Genomic DNA, 18,286 nt, shown 5'->3' with positions numbered 1-18,286 from the left:
AGCACCCGAGGAGCAAGTCGAGCCATGAGCGTGGTCCGCGCCGCCTTCCTGCCCGCCGTCGGTTCTCCGCTGGAGATCACCGGCATACGGCTGCCCGAGCCCGGCCCCGGCCAGGTCCGGGTCCGCCTCGCCGCCGCCGGGGTCTGCCACTCCGACCTCTCGCTGTCCAACGGGACCATGCGGGTACCCGTCCCCGCCGTCCTCGGACACGAGGGCGCCGGCACTGTCGTCTCCGTGGGGGAGGGCGTCACGCACGTCGCCCCCGGCGACGGAGTCGTCCTCAACTGGGCGCCGTCCTGCGGCGCCTGTCACCCCTGCTCGCTCGGCGAGGTCTGGCTCTGCGCCGACGCGCTGACCGGCGCCGCGAACGTGTACGCCGCCACCGAGGACGGGACGGAGCTCCACCCCGGCCTCAACGTGGCGGCTTTCGCGGAGGAGACGGTGGTCGCGGCGAACTGCGTCCTGCCCGTTCCGGACGGGGTCCCGCTCACCGACGCGGCCCTCCTCGGCTGCGCCGTCCTCACCGGCTGGGGCGCGATCCACCACTCGGCGCGGGTGCGGGAGGGCGAGTCCGTCGTCGTCTTCGGCGTCGGGGGCGTGGGCCTGGCCACCCTCCAGGCCGCCCGTATCGCGGGCGCGGCACCGATCATCGCGGTGGACGTGTCGCCGGAGAAGGAGGCCCTGGCCCGGGCCGCCGGTGCGACGGAGTACGTCGTCGCCTCCGAGACCACCGCGAAGGAGATCCGCAGGCTGACGGGGGGCCAGGGCGCCGACGTGGCCGTGGAGTGCGTGGGCCGCGCCACCACCATCCGCACCGCCTGGGACTCCACCCGGCGCGGCGGCCGCACCACCGTCGTCGGCATCGGCGGCAAGGACCAGCAGGTCACCTTCAACGCCCTGGAGCTCTTCCACTGGGGCCGGACCCTGTCGGGCTGCGTGTATGGGAACTCCGATCCGGCCCGGGACCTGCCCGTCCTCGCCGAGCACATCCGGGCCGGCCGCCTCGACCTGAGCGCGCTGGTCACCGAGCGGATCACCCTGGACGGCATCCCCGGCGCCTTCGACAACATGCTCGCCGGCAAGGGCGGCCGGTCGCTCGTCGTCTTCTAGACGGTCTCGGTGGTCTCGACGCTGTCGGCCGGAGCCTTCGCAGGGGGCTTCGGCCGGGAGCGGGACACCGCCACGCCCGCGAGGCACAGCGCGCCGCCCGCGAGCGTCAGCAGCCCCGGCAGCTCCCCGAGGAACACCCACGCCATGAGCACCACGAGGGCCGGTACGGCGTAGGTCGTCGCGCCCATCCGGCCGGCCGTCGTACGGGCCAGGGCGTAGGCCCAGGTCGTGAAGGCGAGGGCGGTCGGGAACACCCCGAGGTACACCATGTTCAGGGTCGCCGAGAGCGGCGCCCGGCTCGCCTCGTCGACCAGCTGCCCGGCGAACGGCAGACACGCCACCGCGCCCACCAGACATCCGAAGGTGGTGATCTGCAGGGCGCTGCCGTGCGCCAGGGCGGGCTTCTGCGCGACGACACCGCCCGCGTACGCGACGGCCGCGACCAGGCAGAGCACGACGCCGAGCACGGAGGCGTGCCCCTCGCCGGACATCGAGAACCCGACCGCGATCGCGCCGGCGAAGGACACCGCCATGCCCGCGATCAGCCGGGGCGGCAGCTTCTCGCCCAGGAACCGGGCGCCGAGCAGGGCGATCAGGATCGGCCCGATGTTCACGACCATCGCGGCCGTGCCCGCGTCGACCTCCTGCTCGCCCCAGTTGAGAGCCACCATGTACGCCCCGAACCACAGGAGCCCGGAGACGGCGATGCCCGGCCAGGCGGCTCGCGACGGCAACCCCTCCCGACGTATCAGCAGGACCGCGCCGAGGACGAGAGCCCCGGCGAGGAGCCGGCCGAGGGCGAGCGCACCGGGGGAGTAGGCGGCGCCGGCGCTGCGGATCGAGACGAATGCGGAGGCCCACAGGACGACGGTGACGGCGGCGGCGGCGAGCGCCAGGCGGGATGTGCCGGGGGAGTTGGTCATGGGGTGACCGTAGGCCCTGGACGCTTCGGCGCTCACCGCAATATCGCCGGGTCGATGCCCAGCGCCTCCTGGAGCGCGCGCTCCCCGTCGGACGTCACCTTCACGGCGCGCTCGGACCCGATCCGTACGCACCAGCCGCTGTCCAGCGCATGGGCGCAGAGCGCCGCGCCGGCGATCCCCGCGAGGTGCGGCTTGCGCTCGGTCCAGTCGAGGCAGCCGCGCGCGACGGGCCGCCGCCCCTTGGCCGTCAGCGGGATGCCGCTCTCCCCGAACCACTCCACGCCCCGGTCGGTGAGCGCGAACCCGGTGTCCTGGCGCAGCAGTCCGCGGACGGTCATCGCCTCGGTGATCGCGATCCCGAGCCGCCCGGCGAGATGGTCGTAGCAGGTACGGCCCCGCGCCATCGCCTGCCCGGCGCTCGCGGCCCGCAGCGTGCGCGGCATTTCCTTCCGGGCGGGCTCGGCGCGCGCGGCGAGGTCCTCCACGAGGTGCGCGATCCCGGGATCGGCGAGCCGCACGTAACGGTGCCTCCCCTGCCGCTCCTCGGCGAGCACCCCGCCCGCGACGAGCTTGCTGAGGTGCTCACTGGTGGTGGACGGCGCCACGCGCGCGTGCCGCGCCAGCTCCCCGGCGGTCCAGGCCCGCCCGTCGAGCAGCGCGAGCAGGAACGCGGCCCGGGTTTCGTCCGCGAAGAGCGCCGCGAGGGCGGCGAGGTCTCTGGGTGCCATGGGGACAGGATGCCGCGGACACCGTTCGGCGGCGGCCGAACCGTACTCATGCTTCCTGCGCCGAGCCCGGATCCGCGAAGGCCCGCGCCACCGCCGCTACGAGTCGCCCGTCGCGTCCTGCTTCGTCCACGTCGCCCGTACCCCCGCCTCGTACTGCATCGCCAGGCCGTCGAGCAGCGCACGAAGACCCGTCTCGAACGCGCCCTCGTCGACCTTCTGGCGGTGTTCCGCCAGGAGGTGCGCCTGGCCCAGGTGGGGGTAGTCCGCGGGGTCGTAGGCCGTCTCGTCGTCGACGAAGCCCCGGGCGAAGGAGCCCAGCGCGGAGCCGGTGACGAAGTAGCGCATCAGCGCGCCGATGTAGGTCGCCTGGGCGGGCGGCCAGCCCTCCCGGACCATGGCGCCGAAGACCGCGTCGGCGACCTTCAGGCCCGCCGGGCGGCGGCCGGGGCCCTGCGCCAGGACCGGGACGATGTGGGGGTGGTCGGTGAGGGCGGCGCGGTAGGAGGCGGCCCAGTCGTGCAGCGCGGTACGCCAGTCGCGGCCGTCGCCCTCCTCGAACATCGACAGATCGACCTTCGCGCTGACGGCGTCGGCGACGGCGTCGAGGATCTCGTCCTTGGTACGGAAGTGGTTGTAGAGCGAGGGCCCACTCACCCCCAGCTCGGCGGCGAGCCGCCGGGTGGAGAGGGCGGCGAGGCCCTCCGCGTCCACGAGCGCGCTCGCCGTCTTGATGATCCGGTCTCTGCTGAGGAGGGGCTTGCGCGGTCGGGCCATGGCGCACATAGTAGGCGTGCCCGCTGAAAACTAGCAGTGGTAATTAAACTCGAACGGAACCCGGGGTGCCGCCGTGAATCTGGAGCTGAGCGAGGAACAGGAAGCCGTACGGCGGCTCGCCGAGGACTTCGTCGCACGCGAGGTCGCCCCGCACGTCGTCGAGTGGGACCGCGCCGAGGACGTCGACCGGTCGATCGTGAAGAAGCTCGGCTCCGTCGGCTTCCTCGGCCTCACGATCCCGGAGGAGTACGGCGGTTCGGGCGGCGATCACCTCTCCTACTGCCTCGTCACCGAGGAGCTGGGGCGCGGCGACTCCTCCGTGCGCGGCATCGTCTCCGTCTCGCTCGGCCTCGTCGCCAAGACCATCGCCTCCTGGGGCAGCGAGGAGCAGAAGCGCGCCTGGCTGCCCCGGCTCTGCGCGGGCGAGGCCATCGGCTGCTTCGGGCTGACCGAGCCCGGCACCGGCTCGGACGCCGGGAACCTCGCCACCAAGGCCGTCCGTGACGGGGACGCGTACGTCGTCGACGGCTCGAAGATGTTCATCACCAACGGCACCTGGGCCGATGTCGTCCTGCTCTTCGCCCGCACCAACGACGCGCCCGGCCACAAGGGCGTCTCCGCCTTCCTCGTGCCCACGGACACCGCGGGCCTGACCCGCCGCACCATCCACGGCAAGCTCGGACTGCGCGGCCAGGCGACCGCCGAACTGGTCCTGGAGGACGTCCGTGTCCCCGCCTCCGCGATGCTGGGCCCCGAGGGCAAGGGCTTCTCCATCGCCATGTCCGCCCTGGCCAAGGGGCGGATGTCGGTCGCGGCCGGCTGCGTCGGCATCGCGCAGGCGGCGCTCGACGCGGCCGTGCGCTACGCGGGGGAGCGCGAGCAGTTCGGCAAGCCCATCGCCTCGTACCAGCTGGTGCAGGAGCTGATCAGCGACATCGCGGTCGATGTGGACGCGTCGCGCCTGCTGACCTGGCGCGTCGCCGATCTGATCGACCGGGGCCAGGAGTTCGCCACCGCCGCGTCGAAGGCCAAGCTGTACGCCTCCGAGGCCGCCGTCCGCGCGGCGAACAACGCCCTCCAGGTCTTCGGTGGCTACGGCTACATCGACGAGTACCCGGTCGGGAAGCTGCTGCGCGACGCCCGGGTCATGACGCTGTACGAGGGCACCAGCCAGATCCAGAAGCTGATCATCGGGCGGGCGCTGACGGGCGTGTCGGCCTTCTGAGTACATCGCGGTGCGCCGCTGAGTATCCGGGCGGATGTGGCGGGCGCCACATCCGCCCGATGCTTCCGACCATGAGCGACACACCGGTCAAGCAGCAGAACACGGCCGCCTACTACATGCAGGCCGTCATCTCCTTCGGACTCGCCCTCGCGGCCGTGGGCATCGGCATCTTCCAGCTGGAGGCCGATGCCTGGGTGCGGTCCTTCCTCGCCATCGCGGTCCTCTACCTCACGACCTCCGCCTTCACCCTCGCCAAGGTCGTCCGCGACCGCCAGGAGGCGGGCCAGATCGTCAGCCGGGTCGACCAGGCCCGCCTGGAGAAGCTCCTCGCCGAGCACGACCCCTTCCAGAAGCTCTAAGCGCTTGCTCAGCTTCGTTGTATGGTGTTCGTCCTGACAGCTGGAGTAAGGGACGAGCGATGAGCGCGGCGGACGCGGCGGAGGAGACGCCCGGCGGCGAGGAGATGCCGTGGGGCGAGGTCACGCCCGAGGCGGCCAGGCGGCTGCTCGTCGCGGCCGTGGAGGCGTTCGCCGAACGCGGGTACCACGCCACCACGACCCGGGACATCGCCGGCCGGGCCGGCATGAGCCCGGCCGCGCTCTACATCCACTACAAGACCAAGGAAGAGCTGCTCCACCGGATCAGCCGCATCGGCCACGACCGGGCCCTGGAGATCCTCCGGGCCGCCGCCGACGGCGAGGGCACGGCCGGCGAGCGGCTCGCCGACGCCGTGCGGTCCTTCGTGCGCTGGCACGCCGAGCGGCACACCACCGCGCGGGTCGTGCAGTACGAGCTCGACGCGCTCGGCCCCGAGCACCGCGCCGAGATCGTCGAGCTGCGCCGCGAGTCCGACGCAGCCGTGCGCCGGATCATCAACGAGGGCGTGGCGGCCGGGGAGTTCGACGTGCCGGACGTCTCCGGCACCACCGTCGCGGTGCTCTCGCTCTGCATCGACGTGTCGCGCTGGTTCAACGTGCGGGGCCGCCGGACGCCGGACGAGGTCGGCGCGCTCTACGCCGACCTCGTGCTGCGGATGGTCGGCGCTCAGAAGTAGTAGCGCGAGACCGACTCGGCGACGCAGACCGGCTTGTCGCCGCCCTCGCGCTCCACCGTCACGGTCGCGGTCACCTGCACACCGCCGCCCGCCTCCGTCACCTCGGTCAGCACCGCGCTCGCGCGCAGCCGTGAGCCGACAGGTACGGGGGAGGGGAAGCGGACCTTGTTGGTGCCGTAGTTGAGGCCCATCTTCATGCCCTCGACGCGCAGGATCTGCGGGACCAGGATCGGCAGCAGCGACAGCGTCAGATACCCGTGCGCGATCGTCTTCCCGAACGGCCCGGCGGCCGCCCGCTCCGGGTCCACATGGATCCACTGGTGATCACCGGTCGCGTCGGCGAACAGGTCGATCCGCTTCTGCTCGATCTCCAGCCAGTCGCTGTGGCCCAGCTGCTCGCCGACCCCGGCGCGCAGCTCCTCGGCGGATGTGAAGATCCTCGGCTCAGCCATGTCCCAGCTCCCTGCCTCTCACCCAGTCAACGCCTTCTAAGCGACTGCTTAGTCTGGCTGGGGGTGGGGGGCTCTGTCAACGGGTCTGCGGGTACGAGCCAGTAGGGTTCGAGGAGTGCCGCAGATTCCAGAGAAGATCCACGAACTCACCGTCGGCCAGCTGTCCGCGCGCAGCGGCGCCGCCGTGTCGGCCCTGCACTTCTACGAGTCCAAGGGCCTGATCAGCAGCCGCCGCACCAGCGGCAACCAGCGCCGCTACGGCCGCGACATCCTGCGCCGGGTCGCCTTCATCCGGGCCGCGCAGCGCGTCGGCATCCCGCTCGCGACCATTCGCGACGCGCTCGCCGAACTCCCCGAGGAGCGCACCCCCACCAACGAGGACTGGGCGCGGCTCTCGGCGGCCTGGCGCACGGAGCTGGACGAGCGGATCAAGCAGCTCGGCCGGCTGCGCGACCATCTGACCGACTGCATCGGATGCGGGTGTCTGTCGCTGCGGAACTGTGTGCTGTCCAACCCCGACGACGCGATCGGCGAGCGGATGACGGGCTCGCGGCTGCTGCCGGAACCCAAGGACGCATGACGGAAGAGGGGCCCGCCACCCCCGTGGACGGGCCCCTCGGTTCGGATCGGACGGATCACTCGTACTCGGTGCCGCCCTTACGGGTCAGATAGGCCGGGCTGACGGCCTTGGCTATGGCGCGGCCACCGACCACCGGGCTGTACCGCTCCGTCACCGGACGGATCACGACACCCTCCCGCAGATGCAGCTCCCGCCCGGACACGGTCTCCCGGCCGCTCGCCAGCTCCAGCACCCGCTCCAGCTCGTACGGCCCGGTGTACAGCCGCGGTACGAGCGGCAGCTCGCCGGCCGCCAGGACCTGGGCCGGGTCCAGCCACCGGACCTGGCCGTCGATCTCGGCCGACACGTCGAAGACCGCGTAACCGAGGTCCTCGCTGCGGGCGTTCGCGCCGTAGCCGAGGTCCTGCACCCCGGCCCCGTACACCTCACCGAACAGTCCGACCCGGCGTGCGCCGAGCCGCTCGGCGAGCCGTGCCGCGACCGCCGGCACACCATGGCCGTGGACGGCGCGCCAGTACAGATTGCGCGGGTCCTCCTGGAGTGCGAGCCCCTTCGAGCCGAACCCCTTCGAGGAGACCTGGACCCGGCCGTCCTCCGCGAAGTACGTGGTGAGGCAGGCCGAACCGTGCAGCTTCTCGGTCAGGACCACCGGCTCGCCGGGCTCGAACATCTCCGGATACCGCTGCAGGTTCTCGATGTCGACCCAGGGCAAGAGATCGGGCGCCGCCTCGACGTCGCCGCTCATCGTCGGCGGGATCGGCGGCACCCACTTCGTGATCCCGAGCAGCTCGGCGAAGTCGGTCCCCTCGGAGGCGGCCACCGCCAGGTCGACATCCGCGAGCGCCTTGGGCAGGCACACGATCCCCTGCGACAACTCGCCCCGCAGCCGCACCGCCTTGACCCGGTCCGACGCCCTCCCGGCGAGCCGCCCGGTCAGCCCCAGCTCGTCGACGAGCGCGGCGGGCAGTACGGCCTGCTCCGGAATGTAGACGGCGACATCACCCGTGCGGTACGCGCCCTTGGCGACGACGGCACGGTACAGGCCCACCTGGGCCAGCTCGAGCGCGTCGGCGTTGGGATGGGCGTGGACGGCCAGCGTTTCGGCGGTGACGCGCAGCGTCGACATGTCAGTTCTCCGGTGACTCGGGTGTCGTTCTCATCGCCGGACACTGTGCGGGAAGGGAATTCGGGTGGGCCACCGGATTTGCGCTCTGGTAGCGTCGCGCTCTTCGCGCTGCCGCCCGAGGAACGGTGGGTCGCCTACTCGGAGATGGTGGCCGAGAGCGCCGCGGAGACCAGCTGGGCGTTGGACTCCGCCCGGCTGCCGTCGGGGAGGAACAGGGTGTCCTCCAGGCCGATCCGGGTGGCCAGGCCCAGGCGGCGGGCCAGTCGCAGCACCGGCCAGGCGCCGCCGTCCTCGCCGTGGAGGAGGATCGGCAGGGTGGGGGCCGTGCTCAGGTCCGCGAGGAGCGCGCGGGCCGTGGACTCGGCGGTCGCGGTGTTCGGGTCGGTGACCTCGGCCAGGATGCGCAGCACCCGAGGCGCCAAGGGCGAGCGGAGAAAGCGCTCAGGACCCTCCGTACCCGACCACAGCCCCGCCTCCACGCCGACACCCCGCTCAAGGAGCGCGGCCGCCAGCTCCTCGGCGCCCGGCTCGTGCCAGTTCACCGAGGCGTGGTCGGGGAGGACCGTCCAGGCGCGGACGCGCTCCACCCTGCGGACCGGATCGGGCTCGGCCCAGGCACCCGTCGTCACGCCCACCGGGACGTCGGCCGCCTCCCGGATCGCCGCCAGCGTCACCGCCAGCACCCGGGGCGACAGCGTGTCGCCTCCGCACGGCGTCCTGGGGTGCACGTGCACGTCCGACGCGCCCGCCGCGACGGCCCGCGCCGCGGCATCCGCCATGGCGCCGGGCGACATCGGTACAGCCGCCGAATCGCCGGGCCCGCGGGTTCCGTTCAGACAGACCTGGATCAACGTGTTCCCCCGTTGTCCCCGTTGCCCCCGCTGCTCATGTTCGTACGCTTCTCACGCCACCGACGCCAGACGGGGCAGCGCGACTCCGCGCGCCCGCGCCAGCGCCCCGGCCGTCAACACCGCCCGCGGCACCACGACGCCGCAGTCCCCGCACACGGGGCCGAACCACGGCTCGTCGTCCAGATCGGGCCGCCACTCGATCCGCGGCCCCGCGCACACCGGGCAGTGCTCCCCGGGCCCCGACTCCAGGGCCTTGATGAGCCGCCGCAGCACCTCGGCCAGCGGCTCGGTCGGATGCACGGCCGGATCGTCGCACCGCGCCACCCCGTTGCCTCCCCAGGTCCGCCGGTGCCAGTCGTCCAGCGCGCCGGGCCGACGCAGCCCGCCGTGCTTCTCGCGCCGCCGCCGCGCCGCGAACTCCTCCTCGTACGCGAGCCACACCGCCCGCGCCTCCTCCAGCTCCTCCAGAGCGGCCACCAGCCGCCCAGGATCGAGCTCCCGGTCCTCGGGCCCGAACCTGTGCCTCCGGCACAGATGGTCCCAGGTCGCGCGGTGCCCGTACGGGGCGAACCGCTCCAGGCACTTGCGCAGCGAATACCTCCGCAGCGCCGTATCGCACCCGGGATCACGCACCTGTCTCGCAAGACTCCGGAAACCCGCCATCGCTCCGCACCTCCGTCGCTCGTACTTCGGCGTCAAGGACGTTATGGAATGGACGAACGACCGCCCCTTCGTGTTCCATCGAAAATTCGATGGGGCCCATCAGAGGCGCGCGGGGGAGAGCTGTTGCAGGACGTACTGCTGGGCCTCGCGGACAATCCGGCCCTGCCGGAGAAGCTGTTCGAACGGCCGGCGGAGACCGGCGACGAGGACGTCCGGCCCGAGGAGCGCCGGGCGAGCAGCCCGGGCAGCGCCCCGCGAGCAGCCCGCCGAACGCCCCCGCCCGCTGACCTACCGCCCCCCGATCCGTCCCGCCGACGCCACCACCCGCGCCAGCTCCGCGTGGCAGATGTCGCTGTGTTCTCCGACCACCTCCGCCGCGTCGACGCTCACGCAGCCCGTCGCCGGGATCCCGTCGTGGAGCGCCCTTGCCAGGGTCAGCACGGGTGTGCCCGGGACCGCCTGGACGCCGTCGTGGCCGATCGCCCACCAGCGCTTGTCGCTGCCGAGCAGTGAGTCGGCGTCGCGGGCCAGGCGGGAGGCCAGGGGGTAGATCACGCGCAGCGCGGTGTCGTGGCGCGAGTAGCAGGCCACCACGGGCCCGTCGACCCGCTGCTGCAGATCGCGCAGCGCGCCGCCCCTGCCCGGTTCGTGCGGCAGCCGGGCGGCGAACGCGTAGTGCGAGAAGGCCCCCTGGAGGAGCGTCACCGAGGCCACGTTCCGCGCCCCGGCGGGGAGCCCGCGCAGGGCGTACGAGACGAGTCGGGCGCCCATGCTGTGCCCCACGAGATGGATCCGCAGGCCGGGGGCGGAGCGGGCGAGTTCGCCGAGCAGCGGACCGAGGCCCCGCTCGCCGACCGTGCCGGAGCGCCGCTTCATCGTGAAGTACGTGGCCTGCCGCAGGGCCTCCCGCGCGCCCTTCCAGTACCGCGTCAGCCGGCGCCCGAACGCCTCGCGCGGCGTGGGCACGCCCGCCGGACCCGCCGCCTCCTCCATCGCGTCGGCGAACATCGCGCAGACGGCCACCGGGTCCGCGAGCAGGAAGTCCGGCACGGGCGGCACGTCCGGGTCGGCCTCCATGAAGCCGCGCGAGCCGTTCGTGTCCGTCAACTCCCGCAGCAGCTCGCCGAACTCCGTGAGAGCCTCCTCGTCGTCCGGCTGCTCCTTCAGCAGCGTGGCCAGCCGGCCCACCACCGCCTCCTTGCCCGGGTGCACGGCCGCCACGGACTCGAAGTCGGGGATCGGCTCGTCCGAGAACATCATCGACGGCCACACCACCCCCACGTACCCCACGCGCGCCCCCGGCCCGAGGATCTCCGGGAAGGGGGCGAAGAACGCCGAGTACAGCCGGGTGGCCACGGAGCGGGTGTTGTTCCACCCGTGGGCGAACATCACCACATCCGTGACCCCTTGGGCGGCCAGCGCCGCGAGCGCCGCGCCCTGCCCGGCCGCCCCGTCGCCGTCCTTGTCGAAGGTGATCTCCCGGTACGGCTCCACACTCATCCCGGCCATGGTCTGCCCGTCCCTCCGCGTCGAGGAAGCTGCTCAGGAATCTCTTCCCGCGACAGCATCCTGCGCGCACGGAGGGACGGCCAGGTTTTCAGCGCAGACGCGCCGCAGAGACCTCGGGGAAGTGGACGAGCAGGTCGTACGACGTGGCGAGCCGGACCGGCGTCTGGTTGCCCGCCCACGGGTACGCGGTACCGATCAGCCAGGCCGGGCGGTGCACGTTCAGCCAGCTCCGGGCGGCGGGCGTCGTGGTGCGCAGATCCAGGTAGAAGGGGCGCGGCGACACCCGGTCGAGCGTCTCGGCGCTGCTGTCCGCGGCCGGGTGGCCGACCGTGAACCTCCGGATCGGTTCGCCCGGCGCCTCGGTGTCGTGCGCGTTGAACGAGCCCCGCCCGAAGGAGGCGCCCATGCTCACGTAGTCCCGGCCGAGCGCGTCGCGCAGGAAGGCGCCCTGGAGGCGTGGGTACTGGTCCGGCTTCGTCGTCTCGTAGCCGACGTGGCCGTTGTGCGCGGACAGCACGATCCGGTCACCGGTCGCCCGCTGCCACCACACCGTGTTCTCGGCCATGATCCGGTCGCGGTAGAGCATCGCGTCCGCGAGCCCTCCGGCCGTCGTCACGTCGTGCGCCATCTCCGTGCCGACCTGGGCGATCGCCCGGGCGTGCTGGAGCATCCAGGTGTGCTCCTCGCGGTCCCGGCCGGGCTTCTGCCGCTCCAGGAGCGCGAGCGCGCGGTTCACGTCCGCCGACATCCGCCCGCGTTCCTCGGACGGCTTCGCCAGATACGCGTTCATCCAGGTGTCGACCTCACCGACCGGCCGCGAGGCCCGGTACAGCTCCTGGAAGCGCGGCAGCAGCCGCGGGTGGGTACGGGCCACGTAGCCCGTGACCGTGTCGAAGAGGTTCGGTCCCGCGTAGCCGAGGTCGTTGCCCATGAACCGCACCTGGTGGCCGGGGTGGCGCAGATTGTGCTGCCGCATCCAGGTGATGAGGTCGAGGTACTCCTCGGTGTTCCAGAAGCGGTAGGCGTGTCGGAACTCGTCGCGCAGGATCTGCCGCGGATCGCCCTTGCCGAACCGTACGTAGTCGTCGATCAGCAGCCCGGTCGACCAGTTGGCTTCCAGGGCGAAGGTGGTGAAGCCCTTCCTCTCCACCAGGTGCTCGAAGATCCGGTGCTTGGTCTCGAAGAACTCGGACGAGCTGTGCGTCGACTCCCCGATCCCGAGGACCTTGGCCGAGCCGATCATCCGGTCCAGCGGTCGCAGGTCGTCCAAGGGTCGGGCGCTGCGGGCGAGTTCACGGGCGGGGTCCGGGGCCGGCGGTGCCTCCGCCTGCGCGGAGGGGGCGAGGGCGGCGAGGCAGAGCGCCACGACCGCCCCCACCAGGGGTAAGCGATGTCGTATCGACGTGGTCATGGATCAAGCCTGCCGACCGCCGGCCCGCCGCTGCCAACCTGCCAACACCCCTCACCATGCGGGGGTTTGCCCCACCCGTGCCGCACCCGCACCCGCACCCGTGCCGCACCCGCACCCGTGCCCCACCCGTCAGCGGTAGAGCAGGTACTCCTTCCGTACGGCACGGAACGCGGCCAGGTCCGCACCCCACGCCCCCACCACCTCGTCCGTGTCCGCGCCCGCGTCGATCAGCGTCCGCACCCGCGTCGAGCCCGTCAGCTTGTCGATCCAGTTGTCCGATCGCCAGGCGAAGCCGCTCCACGAGCGCTTGGCGCTGATCAGCAGGCCGATCCCGGTGCGTACGGGGTCGAAGGCCGCCCGGTCGTGCACCTGCACCTGCACGCCGCCGACCGTCTTCCCCTGGAACTTGGAGAAGGTCGGGGCGAAGTACGCCTCGCGGAACCGCACCCCCGGCAGCTCCAGGGCGTTCGCCGCCTCCGCCCACCGCCGGTCGACCCCCTCCGCGCCGAGCAGCTCGAAGGGGCGGGTGGTGCCCCGCCCTTCGGAAAGGTTGGTGCCCTCGAAGAGACAGGTGCCGGAGTAGACGAGCGCGGTCTCGGGCGTGGGCATGTTGGGGCTCGGCGGCACCCACGGCAGCCCGGTGGCGTCGAAGAAGTCCCGCCGCTTCCAGCCCGACATCCGCACGGTCTCCAGCTCCACGGGCTTGGCCAGGAACTCGCCGTTGAACAGCAGGGCCAGCTCCGACACCGTCATCCCGTGCGCCTGCGCGATCGGCTCGCGGCCCACGAAGGTGGCGAAGGCGCGGTCGAGGACCGGTCCGAGCGCCGCCCGCCCGGTGACCGGGTTCGGCCGGTCCAGGACGACGAACCGTTTCCCCGCCAGCGCGGCCGCCACCATGCAGTCGTAGAGCGTCCAGATGTACGTGTAGAAGCGCGCGCCCACGTCCTGGATGTCGAAGACGACCGTGTCCACGCCCGAGGCGGTGAAGACGTCCGCGAGCGGCTGCCCGCTCTTCAGGTACGTGTCGTAGACGGGAAGCCCGGTCGCGGGGTCGTCGTAACGGCCCTCCGAGCCGCCCGCCTGCGCCGTGCCCCGGAAGCCGTGCTCGGGGCCGAAGACGGCCACCAGGTCGACCCGGTCGTCGGCGTGCATGACGTCGACGATGTGCCGTACGTCCGAGGTGATCCCGGTCGGGTTGGTGACGACACCGACCCGCTGCCCGGCGAGCGGGGCATAGCCGTCGGCGGCCAGCCGCTCGAAACCGGTGCGGACCCGGCCGCCGCCTTCGCCGTGCGCGACGGCCACGGGGACGGCAGCGGCCCCGAGCCCGACCGCGCCGCCGGCGGCGAGCAGGCCACGTCTCGACAGGCTCATCCGGAAACCTCCTTGATCGCCATCCCCGACATGGGCCCGCACGCTAGCGCTCCTGACGCCCCGTGGGAACGAGGCGTGCGCGAGAGGTCTTCCCCTGCTACATACCGACTGGTTAGTCTGCTCGCACTGTCACAACGGAGAGGCGGTTCTCGATGAGTACGGTGCAGGGCGCTGGAGTGGTCGTCACGGGCGCGGGCGGCGGGATCGGAGCCGCACTGGCCCGCCGGTTCGCCGCCGAGGGCGCCCGGGTCGTCGTCAACGACCTCGACCCCGGCCGCACCAAGGCGGTCGCCGAGGAGATCGGCGCCACCGCGGTCCCGGGTGACGCCTCGGAGATCGTCGAGGAGGCCCGCGAGGCGCTGGGCGGCGCCGTCGACGTCTGGTGCGCCAATGCCGGACTCGCCTCGCCCGGTGACGCCTTCGCCGACGAGGCCGTCTGGGCCGCCGCCTGGGACGTCAACGTGATGGCCCACGTCCGCGCCGCCCGCGCCCTGCTGCCCGACTGGCTGGAGCGCGGCACCGGCCGCTTCGTCTCCACGGTCTCCGCCGCCGGCCTGCTCACCATGGTCGGCGCCGCGCCCTACAGCGTCTCCAAGCACGGCGCGTACGCCTTCGCCGAATGGCTCTCCCTCACCTACCGCCACCGAGGGGTCAAGGTCCACGCGATCTGCCCGCAGGGCGTGCGTACGGACATGCTCACCGCCGCCGGATCGGCCGGCGAGCTCGTCCTCGCCCCCACCGCCATCGAGCCCGAGGACGTCGCCGACTCCCTCTTCGACGCCATCGAGGCCGACCGCTTCCTCGTCCTCCCGCACCCCGAGGTCGCCGAGTTCTACCGGGCGCGGGCGACCGACCCCGAGCGATGGCTCGGCAACATGAACCACATCCAGCGGAAGTGGGAAGGGGCCGGCGCATGACCTCGACCGAGTCGGTCTACGCGGCCAAGCCGTGGCTCGCCCAGCTCACCGAGACCCAGCGCGGGCCCATAGACCCGCCGCCCACCGTGCTCCACGCCTTCCGGGCCGCCGCCGCCCGCGCCCCGGAGCGCCCGGCCCTCGCCTACTTCGACGGCCGCCTGACCTACCGCGAGACCGACGCCCTCTCCGACTCGGTCGCCGGACACCTCGCCGCGCACGGCCTGGAGCGCGGCGACCGGGTCGCGATCATGCTCCAGAACAGCCCGCACTTCGTCCTCGCCCTGCTCGGCGCCTGGAAGGCGGGCGCGACGGTCGTCCCGCTCAACCCGATGTACAAGTCGGCCGAGGTCGGGCACGCCCTGCGGGACTCCGGCGCCACCGCCCTGATCTGTTCCGACCGCGCCTGGGAGACGTATCTGCGGAACACCGCCGCCGACTCTCCCGTACGCATCGCGCTCACCGCCTGCGAACGCGACCTCCAGACCCGCGACGACCCCCGCGTCCTCGCCTTCGAGCGTGTGCCCACCGACGTCGACGACCTGCTGACCGTCGCCCGCGCCGGACACCCGGCCCCCACCGGCCGCGAGCTCGCCGCCGACGACGTGGCCCTGATCAGCTACACCTCCGGCACCAGCGGCACCCCCAAGGGCGCCCTCAACCTCCACCGGGGCATCGCCTACAACGCCGAGCGCCAGCGCACCGGACACCCCGTCCCCGAGGGCGCCGGCTACTTCGCGCTCGCCCCGCTCTTCCACATCACGGGCCTGGTCTGCGAGCTCGCCGCCTGCTTCGGCAACGCGGGCACCCTCGTCCTCGCCTACCGCTTCGACACCGGCGTCGTCCTCGACGCCTTCCTGGAGCACCGCCCCGCGTACACGGTCGGCCCCTCCACCGCCTTCATGGCGCTCGGCGCCCACCCGGGGGCGACCCGCGACCACTTCTCCTCGTTCCTGGTCATCTCCTCGGGCGGCGCCCCGGTCCCGCCCGCCCTGGTGGAGAAGTTCCGCGCCGGCTTCGGCCCGTACATCCGCAACGGCTACGGCCTCACCGAGTGCACCGCCCCCTGCGCCGCGGTACCGCCCGAGAAGGAGGCCCCGGTGGACCCCGCCTCCGGCACCCTCTCGGTCGGCGTCCCCGGACCGGACACGGTCGTCCGCATCCTCGACGAGACCGGCGCCGAGGTGCCGTTCGGCGAGCCGGGCGAGATCGCGGTGCGCGGCCCGCAGGTCGTACCCGGCTACTGGCGGCTGCCGGAGGCCACCGAGCAGACCTTCCCCGACGGGGAGCTGCGCACCGGCGACATCGGCTTCATGGACGCGGACGGCTGGCTCTACGTCGTCGACCGCAAGAAGGACATGATCAACGCCTCCGGCTTCAAGGTCTGGCCGCGTGAGGTCGAGGACGTCCTCTACACCCACCCGGCGGTCCGCGAGGCCGCCGTCGTCGGCGTCCCTGACGCCTACCGGGGTGAGACGGTCAAGGCGTACGTGAGCCTGCGTCCGGGCGCCGCCGTCGAGCCCGCCGAGCTGTCCGCGTACTGCGAGCAGCGGCTCGCCGCGTACAAGTACCCGCGCGAGGTCGAGATCCTGGCGGAGCTGCCCAAGACGACAAGTGGGAAGATCCTGAGGCGGGAACTCCGTTCCCCCAGGTAACGACGATCAAGCACGACGATCACTGACGATCATGAGGGAAGGCGGCGGCGCATGGCCAGGACGACGGACGGGAGCGGTACCCCCGTCCCCCAGAGGCTGCTGGCCGCCGCCACCCGGCTCTTCGCGGAGCGTGGCTACGACCGCACCTCCGTCCAGGAGATCGTGGAGGCGGCGGGCGTCACCAAGGGCGCGCTCTACCACTACTTCGGCTCCAAGGAGGACCTCCTCCAGGAGGTCTACTCCCGGGTGCTGCGGCTCCAGCAGGAGCGGCTCGACGCCTTCGCGGACGCCGACGCCCCGGTCGAGCAGCGGCTGCGCGACGCGGCGGCCGACGTCGTGGTCACCACGATCGAGAACCTCGACGACGCCTCGATCTTCTTCCGCTCGATGCACCACCTCAGCCCGGAGAAGAACAAGCAGGTGCGCGCCGAGCGGCGGCGCTACCACGAGCGGTTCCGGGCGCTGATCGAGGAGGGCCAGCAGGCCGGGGTGTTCTCCGCGGCGACCCCCGCCGATCTGGTCGTCGACTACCACTTCGGCTCGGTCCACCATCTGTCCACGTGGTACCGGCCGGACGGCCCGCTCACCCCTCAGCAGGTCGCCGACCAGCTCGCGGACCTGCTGCTGCGGGCCCTGAGGCCGTAGCGCGCGGCCGTCCCGCCAGGCCGCCGCGGCGGCACGAGGGCCCGGGGCGAGTCCGCCGCGGGCCCTTCCCCCTCGTCAGAGGTACTTCTTCAGCTCCCGCCGGGCCAGCGACCGCTGGTGCACCTCGTCCGGGCCGTCCGCCAGCTTCAGCGTCCGCGCCCCGGCCCAGAGTTCGGCCAGCGGGAAGTCCTGCGACACCCCGCCCGCGCCGTGCACCTGTACGGCCTTGTCGATGATGTCGACGACCGCCCGCGGGGTCGCGATCTTGATGGCCTGGATCTCCGTGTGCGCGCCCCGGTTGCCCACGGTGTCCATCAGCCAGGCGGTCTTGAGGACGAGCAGGCGCAGCTGCTCGACCGTCACCCGGGCGTCGGCGATCCAGTTCTGCACGACCCCCTGCTGGGCGATCGCCTTGCCGAAGGCGGTACGGGACACGGCACGGCGGCACATCAGCTCGATCGCCCGCTCGGCCATGCCGATCAGCCGCATGCAGTGGTGGATCCGGCCGGGTCCGAGCCGGGCCTGGGCGATGGCGAAGCCCCCGCCCTCCTCGCCGATCAGGTTCGAGACCGGGACGCGGGCGTCGTGGAACAGCACCTCGGCATGGCCGCCGTGGGAGTGGTCCTCGTAGCCGTACACCTGCATCGCCCGCCGCACCTCGACACCGGGGGTGTCGCGCGGGACGAGGATCATCGACTGCTGGCGGCGCACGTCGGCGCCCTCCGGGTCGGTCTTGCCCATCACGATGAAGATCTTGCAGTCGGGGTTCATCGCCCCGGAGATGTACCACTTGCGGCCGTTGAGGACGTACTCGTCGCCGTCCCGCGTGATCCGGGTCTCGATGTTCGTCGCGTCGGAGGAGGCGACCTCGGGCTCCGTCATCGCGAAAGCCGAGCGGATCTCCCCGGCGAGCAGCGGCTCCAGCCACTGCTTCTTCTGAGCCTCGTCGCCGAACTGGGCGAGCACCTCCATGTTCCCGGTGTCGGGGGCCGCGCAGTTGAGGGCCGTGGGGGCCAGCTGGGGGCTGCGGCCGGTGATCTCGGCCAGCGGCGCGTACTGGAGGTTGGTCAGTCCCGCGCCGTGCTCGGCGTCCGGCAGGAAGAGGTTCCACAGGCCCTGGCGTCGGGCCTCGGCCTTCAGGTCCTCGACGATCTGCGGGGTGTCCCACGGCGAGGCGAGCAGCGCCCGCTGCTCGTGGGCGGTCTGCTCGGCCGGGTACACGTGCTCGTCCATGAAGGCGAGCAGCTTCTCCCGCAGCTCCTCGGTGCGCGCGTCGTATGCGAAGTCCATGG

Annotated in this window: 19 protein-coding genes; 8 read left to right on the top strand and 11 right to left on the bottom strand. The window is 72.4% G+C overall.

Annotated elements, in window-relative coordinates; all coding sequences use genetic code 11:
* Positions 1–30: 30 nt before the first annotated feature.
* The gene (locus ACFV9D_RS29080; protein WP_385152662.1) at positions 31–1,110 is read left to right on the top strand and encodes a Zn-dependent alcohol dehydrogenase; all 1,080 of its coding nucleotides are present in this window, start codon (positions 31–33) and stop codon (positions 1,108–1,110) included.
* Here ACFV9D_RS29080 and ACFV9D_RS29075 read toward each other — a convergent pair.
* From ACFV9D_RS29075 to ACFV9D_RS29065, 3 genes are all read right to left on the bottom strand, one after another.
* Positions 1,107–2,033, bottom strand: a complete 927-nt coding sequence (locus ACFV9D_RS29075) for a DMT family transporter (protein WP_385152499.1) — start codon at positions 2,031–2,033, stop codon at positions 1,107–1,109. The two genes, ACFV9D_RS29080 and ACFV9D_RS29075, sit on opposite strands and share 4 nt — an antisense overlap.
* A gap of 32 nt (positions 2,034–2,065) precedes the next feature.
* A complete protein-coding gene (locus tag ACFV9D_RS29070; protein WP_385152496.1) occupies positions 2,066–2,761 on the bottom strand; it encodes an ArsR/SmtB family transcription factor in 696 nt (231 codons plus the stop codon).
* Between the two features lie 96 nt (positions 2,762–2,857).
* Entirely contained in the window at positions 2,858–3,535 is a 678-nt protein-coding gene (locus ACFV9D_RS29065) for a TetR/AcrR family transcriptional regulator (RefSeq protein WP_385152493.1), read from the bottom strand.
* Positions 3,536–3,608: 73 nt separating this feature from the next.
* Between ACFV9D_RS29065 and ACFV9D_RS29060 the strand changes: the two genes are divergently transcribed.
* From ACFV9D_RS29060 to ACFV9D_RS29050, 3 genes are all read left to right on the top strand, one after another.
* Positions 3,609–4,760 carry an acyl-CoA dehydrogenase family protein gene (locus tag ACFV9D_RS29060; protein WP_385152490.1) on the top strand — a complete coding sequence of 384 codons (1,152 nt, stop codon included), beginning with the start codon at positions 3,609–3,611 and terminating at the stop codon, positions 4,758–4,760.
* A gap of 71 nt (positions 4,761–4,831) precedes the next feature.
* On the top strand, positions 4,832–5,119 hold the full coding sequence (locus tag ACFV9D_RS29055; protein ID WP_385152487.1) for a YiaA/YiaB family inner membrane protein: 288 nt from the start codon (positions 4,832–4,834) through the stop codon (positions 5,117–5,119).
* 59 nt (positions 5,120–5,178) lie between these two features.
* Positions 5,179–5,814, top strand: a complete 636-nt coding sequence (locus ACFV9D_RS29050; RefSeq protein ID WP_385152484.1) for a TetR/AcrR family transcriptional regulator — start codon at positions 5,179–5,181, stop codon at positions 5,812–5,814.
* On the opposite strand, the gene ACFV9D_RS29045 is transcribed toward ACFV9D_RS29050, so the two are convergent.
* On the bottom strand, positions 5,805–6,266 hold the full coding sequence (locus tag ACFV9D_RS29045) for a MaoC family dehydratase (protein ID WP_385152481.1): 462 nt from the start codon (positions 6,264–6,266) through the stop codon (positions 5,805–5,807). The genes ACFV9D_RS29050 and ACFV9D_RS29045 overlap by 10 nt on opposite strands.
* A gap of 115 nt (positions 6,267–6,381) precedes the next feature.
* On the opposite strand from ACFV9D_RS29045, the gene soxR reads away from it, so the two are divergent.
* The gene (soxR, locus tag ACFV9D_RS29040) at positions 6,382–6,846 is read left to right on the top strand and encodes a redox-sensitive transcriptional activator SoxR (protein ID WP_385152479.1); all 465 of its coding nucleotides are present in this window, start codon (positions 6,382–6,384) and stop codon (positions 6,844–6,846) included.
* Between the two features lie 55 nt (positions 6,847–6,901).
* Here the strand turns inward: soxR and ACFV9D_RS29035 are convergent, their stop codons facing one another.
* The 6 genes from ACFV9D_RS29035 to ACFV9D_RS29010 form a co-directional block, all read right to left on the bottom strand.
* Entirely contained in the window at positions 6,902–7,972 is a 1,071-nt protein-coding gene (locus ACFV9D_RS29035; RefSeq protein ID WP_385152476.1) for an RNA ligase (ATP), read from the bottom strand.
* Positions 7,973–8,106: 134 nt separating this feature from the next.
* Positions 8,107–8,823, bottom strand: a complete 717-nt coding sequence (locus ACFV9D_RS29030) for a 3-keto-5-aminohexanoate cleavage protein (RefSeq protein WP_385152473.1) — start codon at positions 8,821–8,823, stop codon at positions 8,107–8,109.
* A 51-nt stretch (positions 8,824–8,874) separates the two neighbouring features.
* Positions 8,875–9,486, bottom strand: a complete 612-nt coding sequence (locus tag ACFV9D_RS29025; RefSeq protein WP_385152470.1) for a hypothetical protein — start codon at positions 9,484–9,486, stop codon at positions 8,875–8,877.
* Between the two features lie 288 nt (positions 9,487–9,774).
* Positions 9,775–10,995: a serine-threonine protein kinase gene (locus tag ACFV9D_RS29020; protein WP_385152467.1), complete on the bottom strand. Its 1,221-nt coding sequence runs from the start codon at positions 10,993–10,995 to the stop codon at positions 9,775–9,777.
* Positions 10,996–11,083: 88 nt separating this feature from the next.
* On the bottom strand, positions 11,084–12,406 hold the full coding sequence (locus tag ACFV9D_RS29015) for an erythromycin esterase family protein (RefSeq protein WP_385152464.1): 1,323 nt from the start codon (positions 12,404–12,406) through the stop codon (positions 11,084–11,086).
* Positions 12,407–12,535: 129 nt separating this feature from the next.
* A complete protein-coding gene (locus ACFV9D_RS29010) occupies positions 12,536–13,780 on the bottom strand; it encodes an exo-beta-N-acetylmuramidase NamZ domain-containing protein (RefSeq protein WP_385152461.1) in 1,245 nt (414 codons plus the stop codon).
* A 152-nt stretch (positions 13,781–13,932) separates the two neighbouring features.
* On the opposite strand from ACFV9D_RS29010, the gene ACFV9D_RS29005 reads away from it, so the two are divergent.
* The 3 genes from ACFV9D_RS29005 to ACFV9D_RS28995 are packed head-to-tail and all read left to right on the top strand — an operon-like array spanning position 13,933 to position 16,994.
* Positions 13,933–14,697, top strand: a complete 765-nt coding sequence (locus ACFV9D_RS29005) for an SDR family oxidoreductase (protein WP_385152458.1) — start codon at positions 13,933–13,935, stop codon at positions 14,695–14,697.
* Positions 14,694–16,349, top strand: coding sequence for an AMP-binding protein (locus ACFV9D_RS29000; protein ID WP_385152455.1), 1,656 nt, complete (start codon positions 14,694–14,696; stop codon positions 16,347–16,349). The genes ACFV9D_RS29005 and ACFV9D_RS29000 overlap by 4 nt, the downstream gene beginning before the upstream one ends.
* A gap of 51 nt (positions 16,350–16,400) precedes the next feature.
* Positions 16,401–16,994 (top strand): TetR/AcrR family transcriptional regulator, encoded by a 594-nt coding sequence (locus ACFV9D_RS28995; protein ID WP_362361354.1) that lies wholly within the window; start codon positions 16,401–16,403, stop codon positions 16,992–16,994.
* Positions 16,995–17,069: 75 nt separating this feature from the next.
* On the opposite strand, the gene ACFV9D_RS28990 is transcribed toward ACFV9D_RS28995, so the two are convergent.
* Positions 17,070–18,284 (bottom strand): acyl-CoA dehydrogenase family protein, encoded by a 1,215-nt coding sequence (locus tag ACFV9D_RS28990; RefSeq protein ID WP_385152452.1) that lies wholly within the window; start codon positions 18,282–18,284, stop codon positions 17,070–17,072.
* Between the last annotated feature and the right edge of the window lie 2 nt (positions 18,285–18,286).

It is taken from the genome of Streptomyces sp. NPDC059875 (assembly GCF_042731085.1).
Classification (GTDB): domain Bacteria; phylum Actinomycetota; class Actinomycetes; order Streptomycetales; family Streptomycetaceae; genus Streptomyces.
The sequence above is the reverse complement of the archived record's forward strand: the minus strand, read 5'-3'. Positions and strand labels throughout refer to the sequence as shown.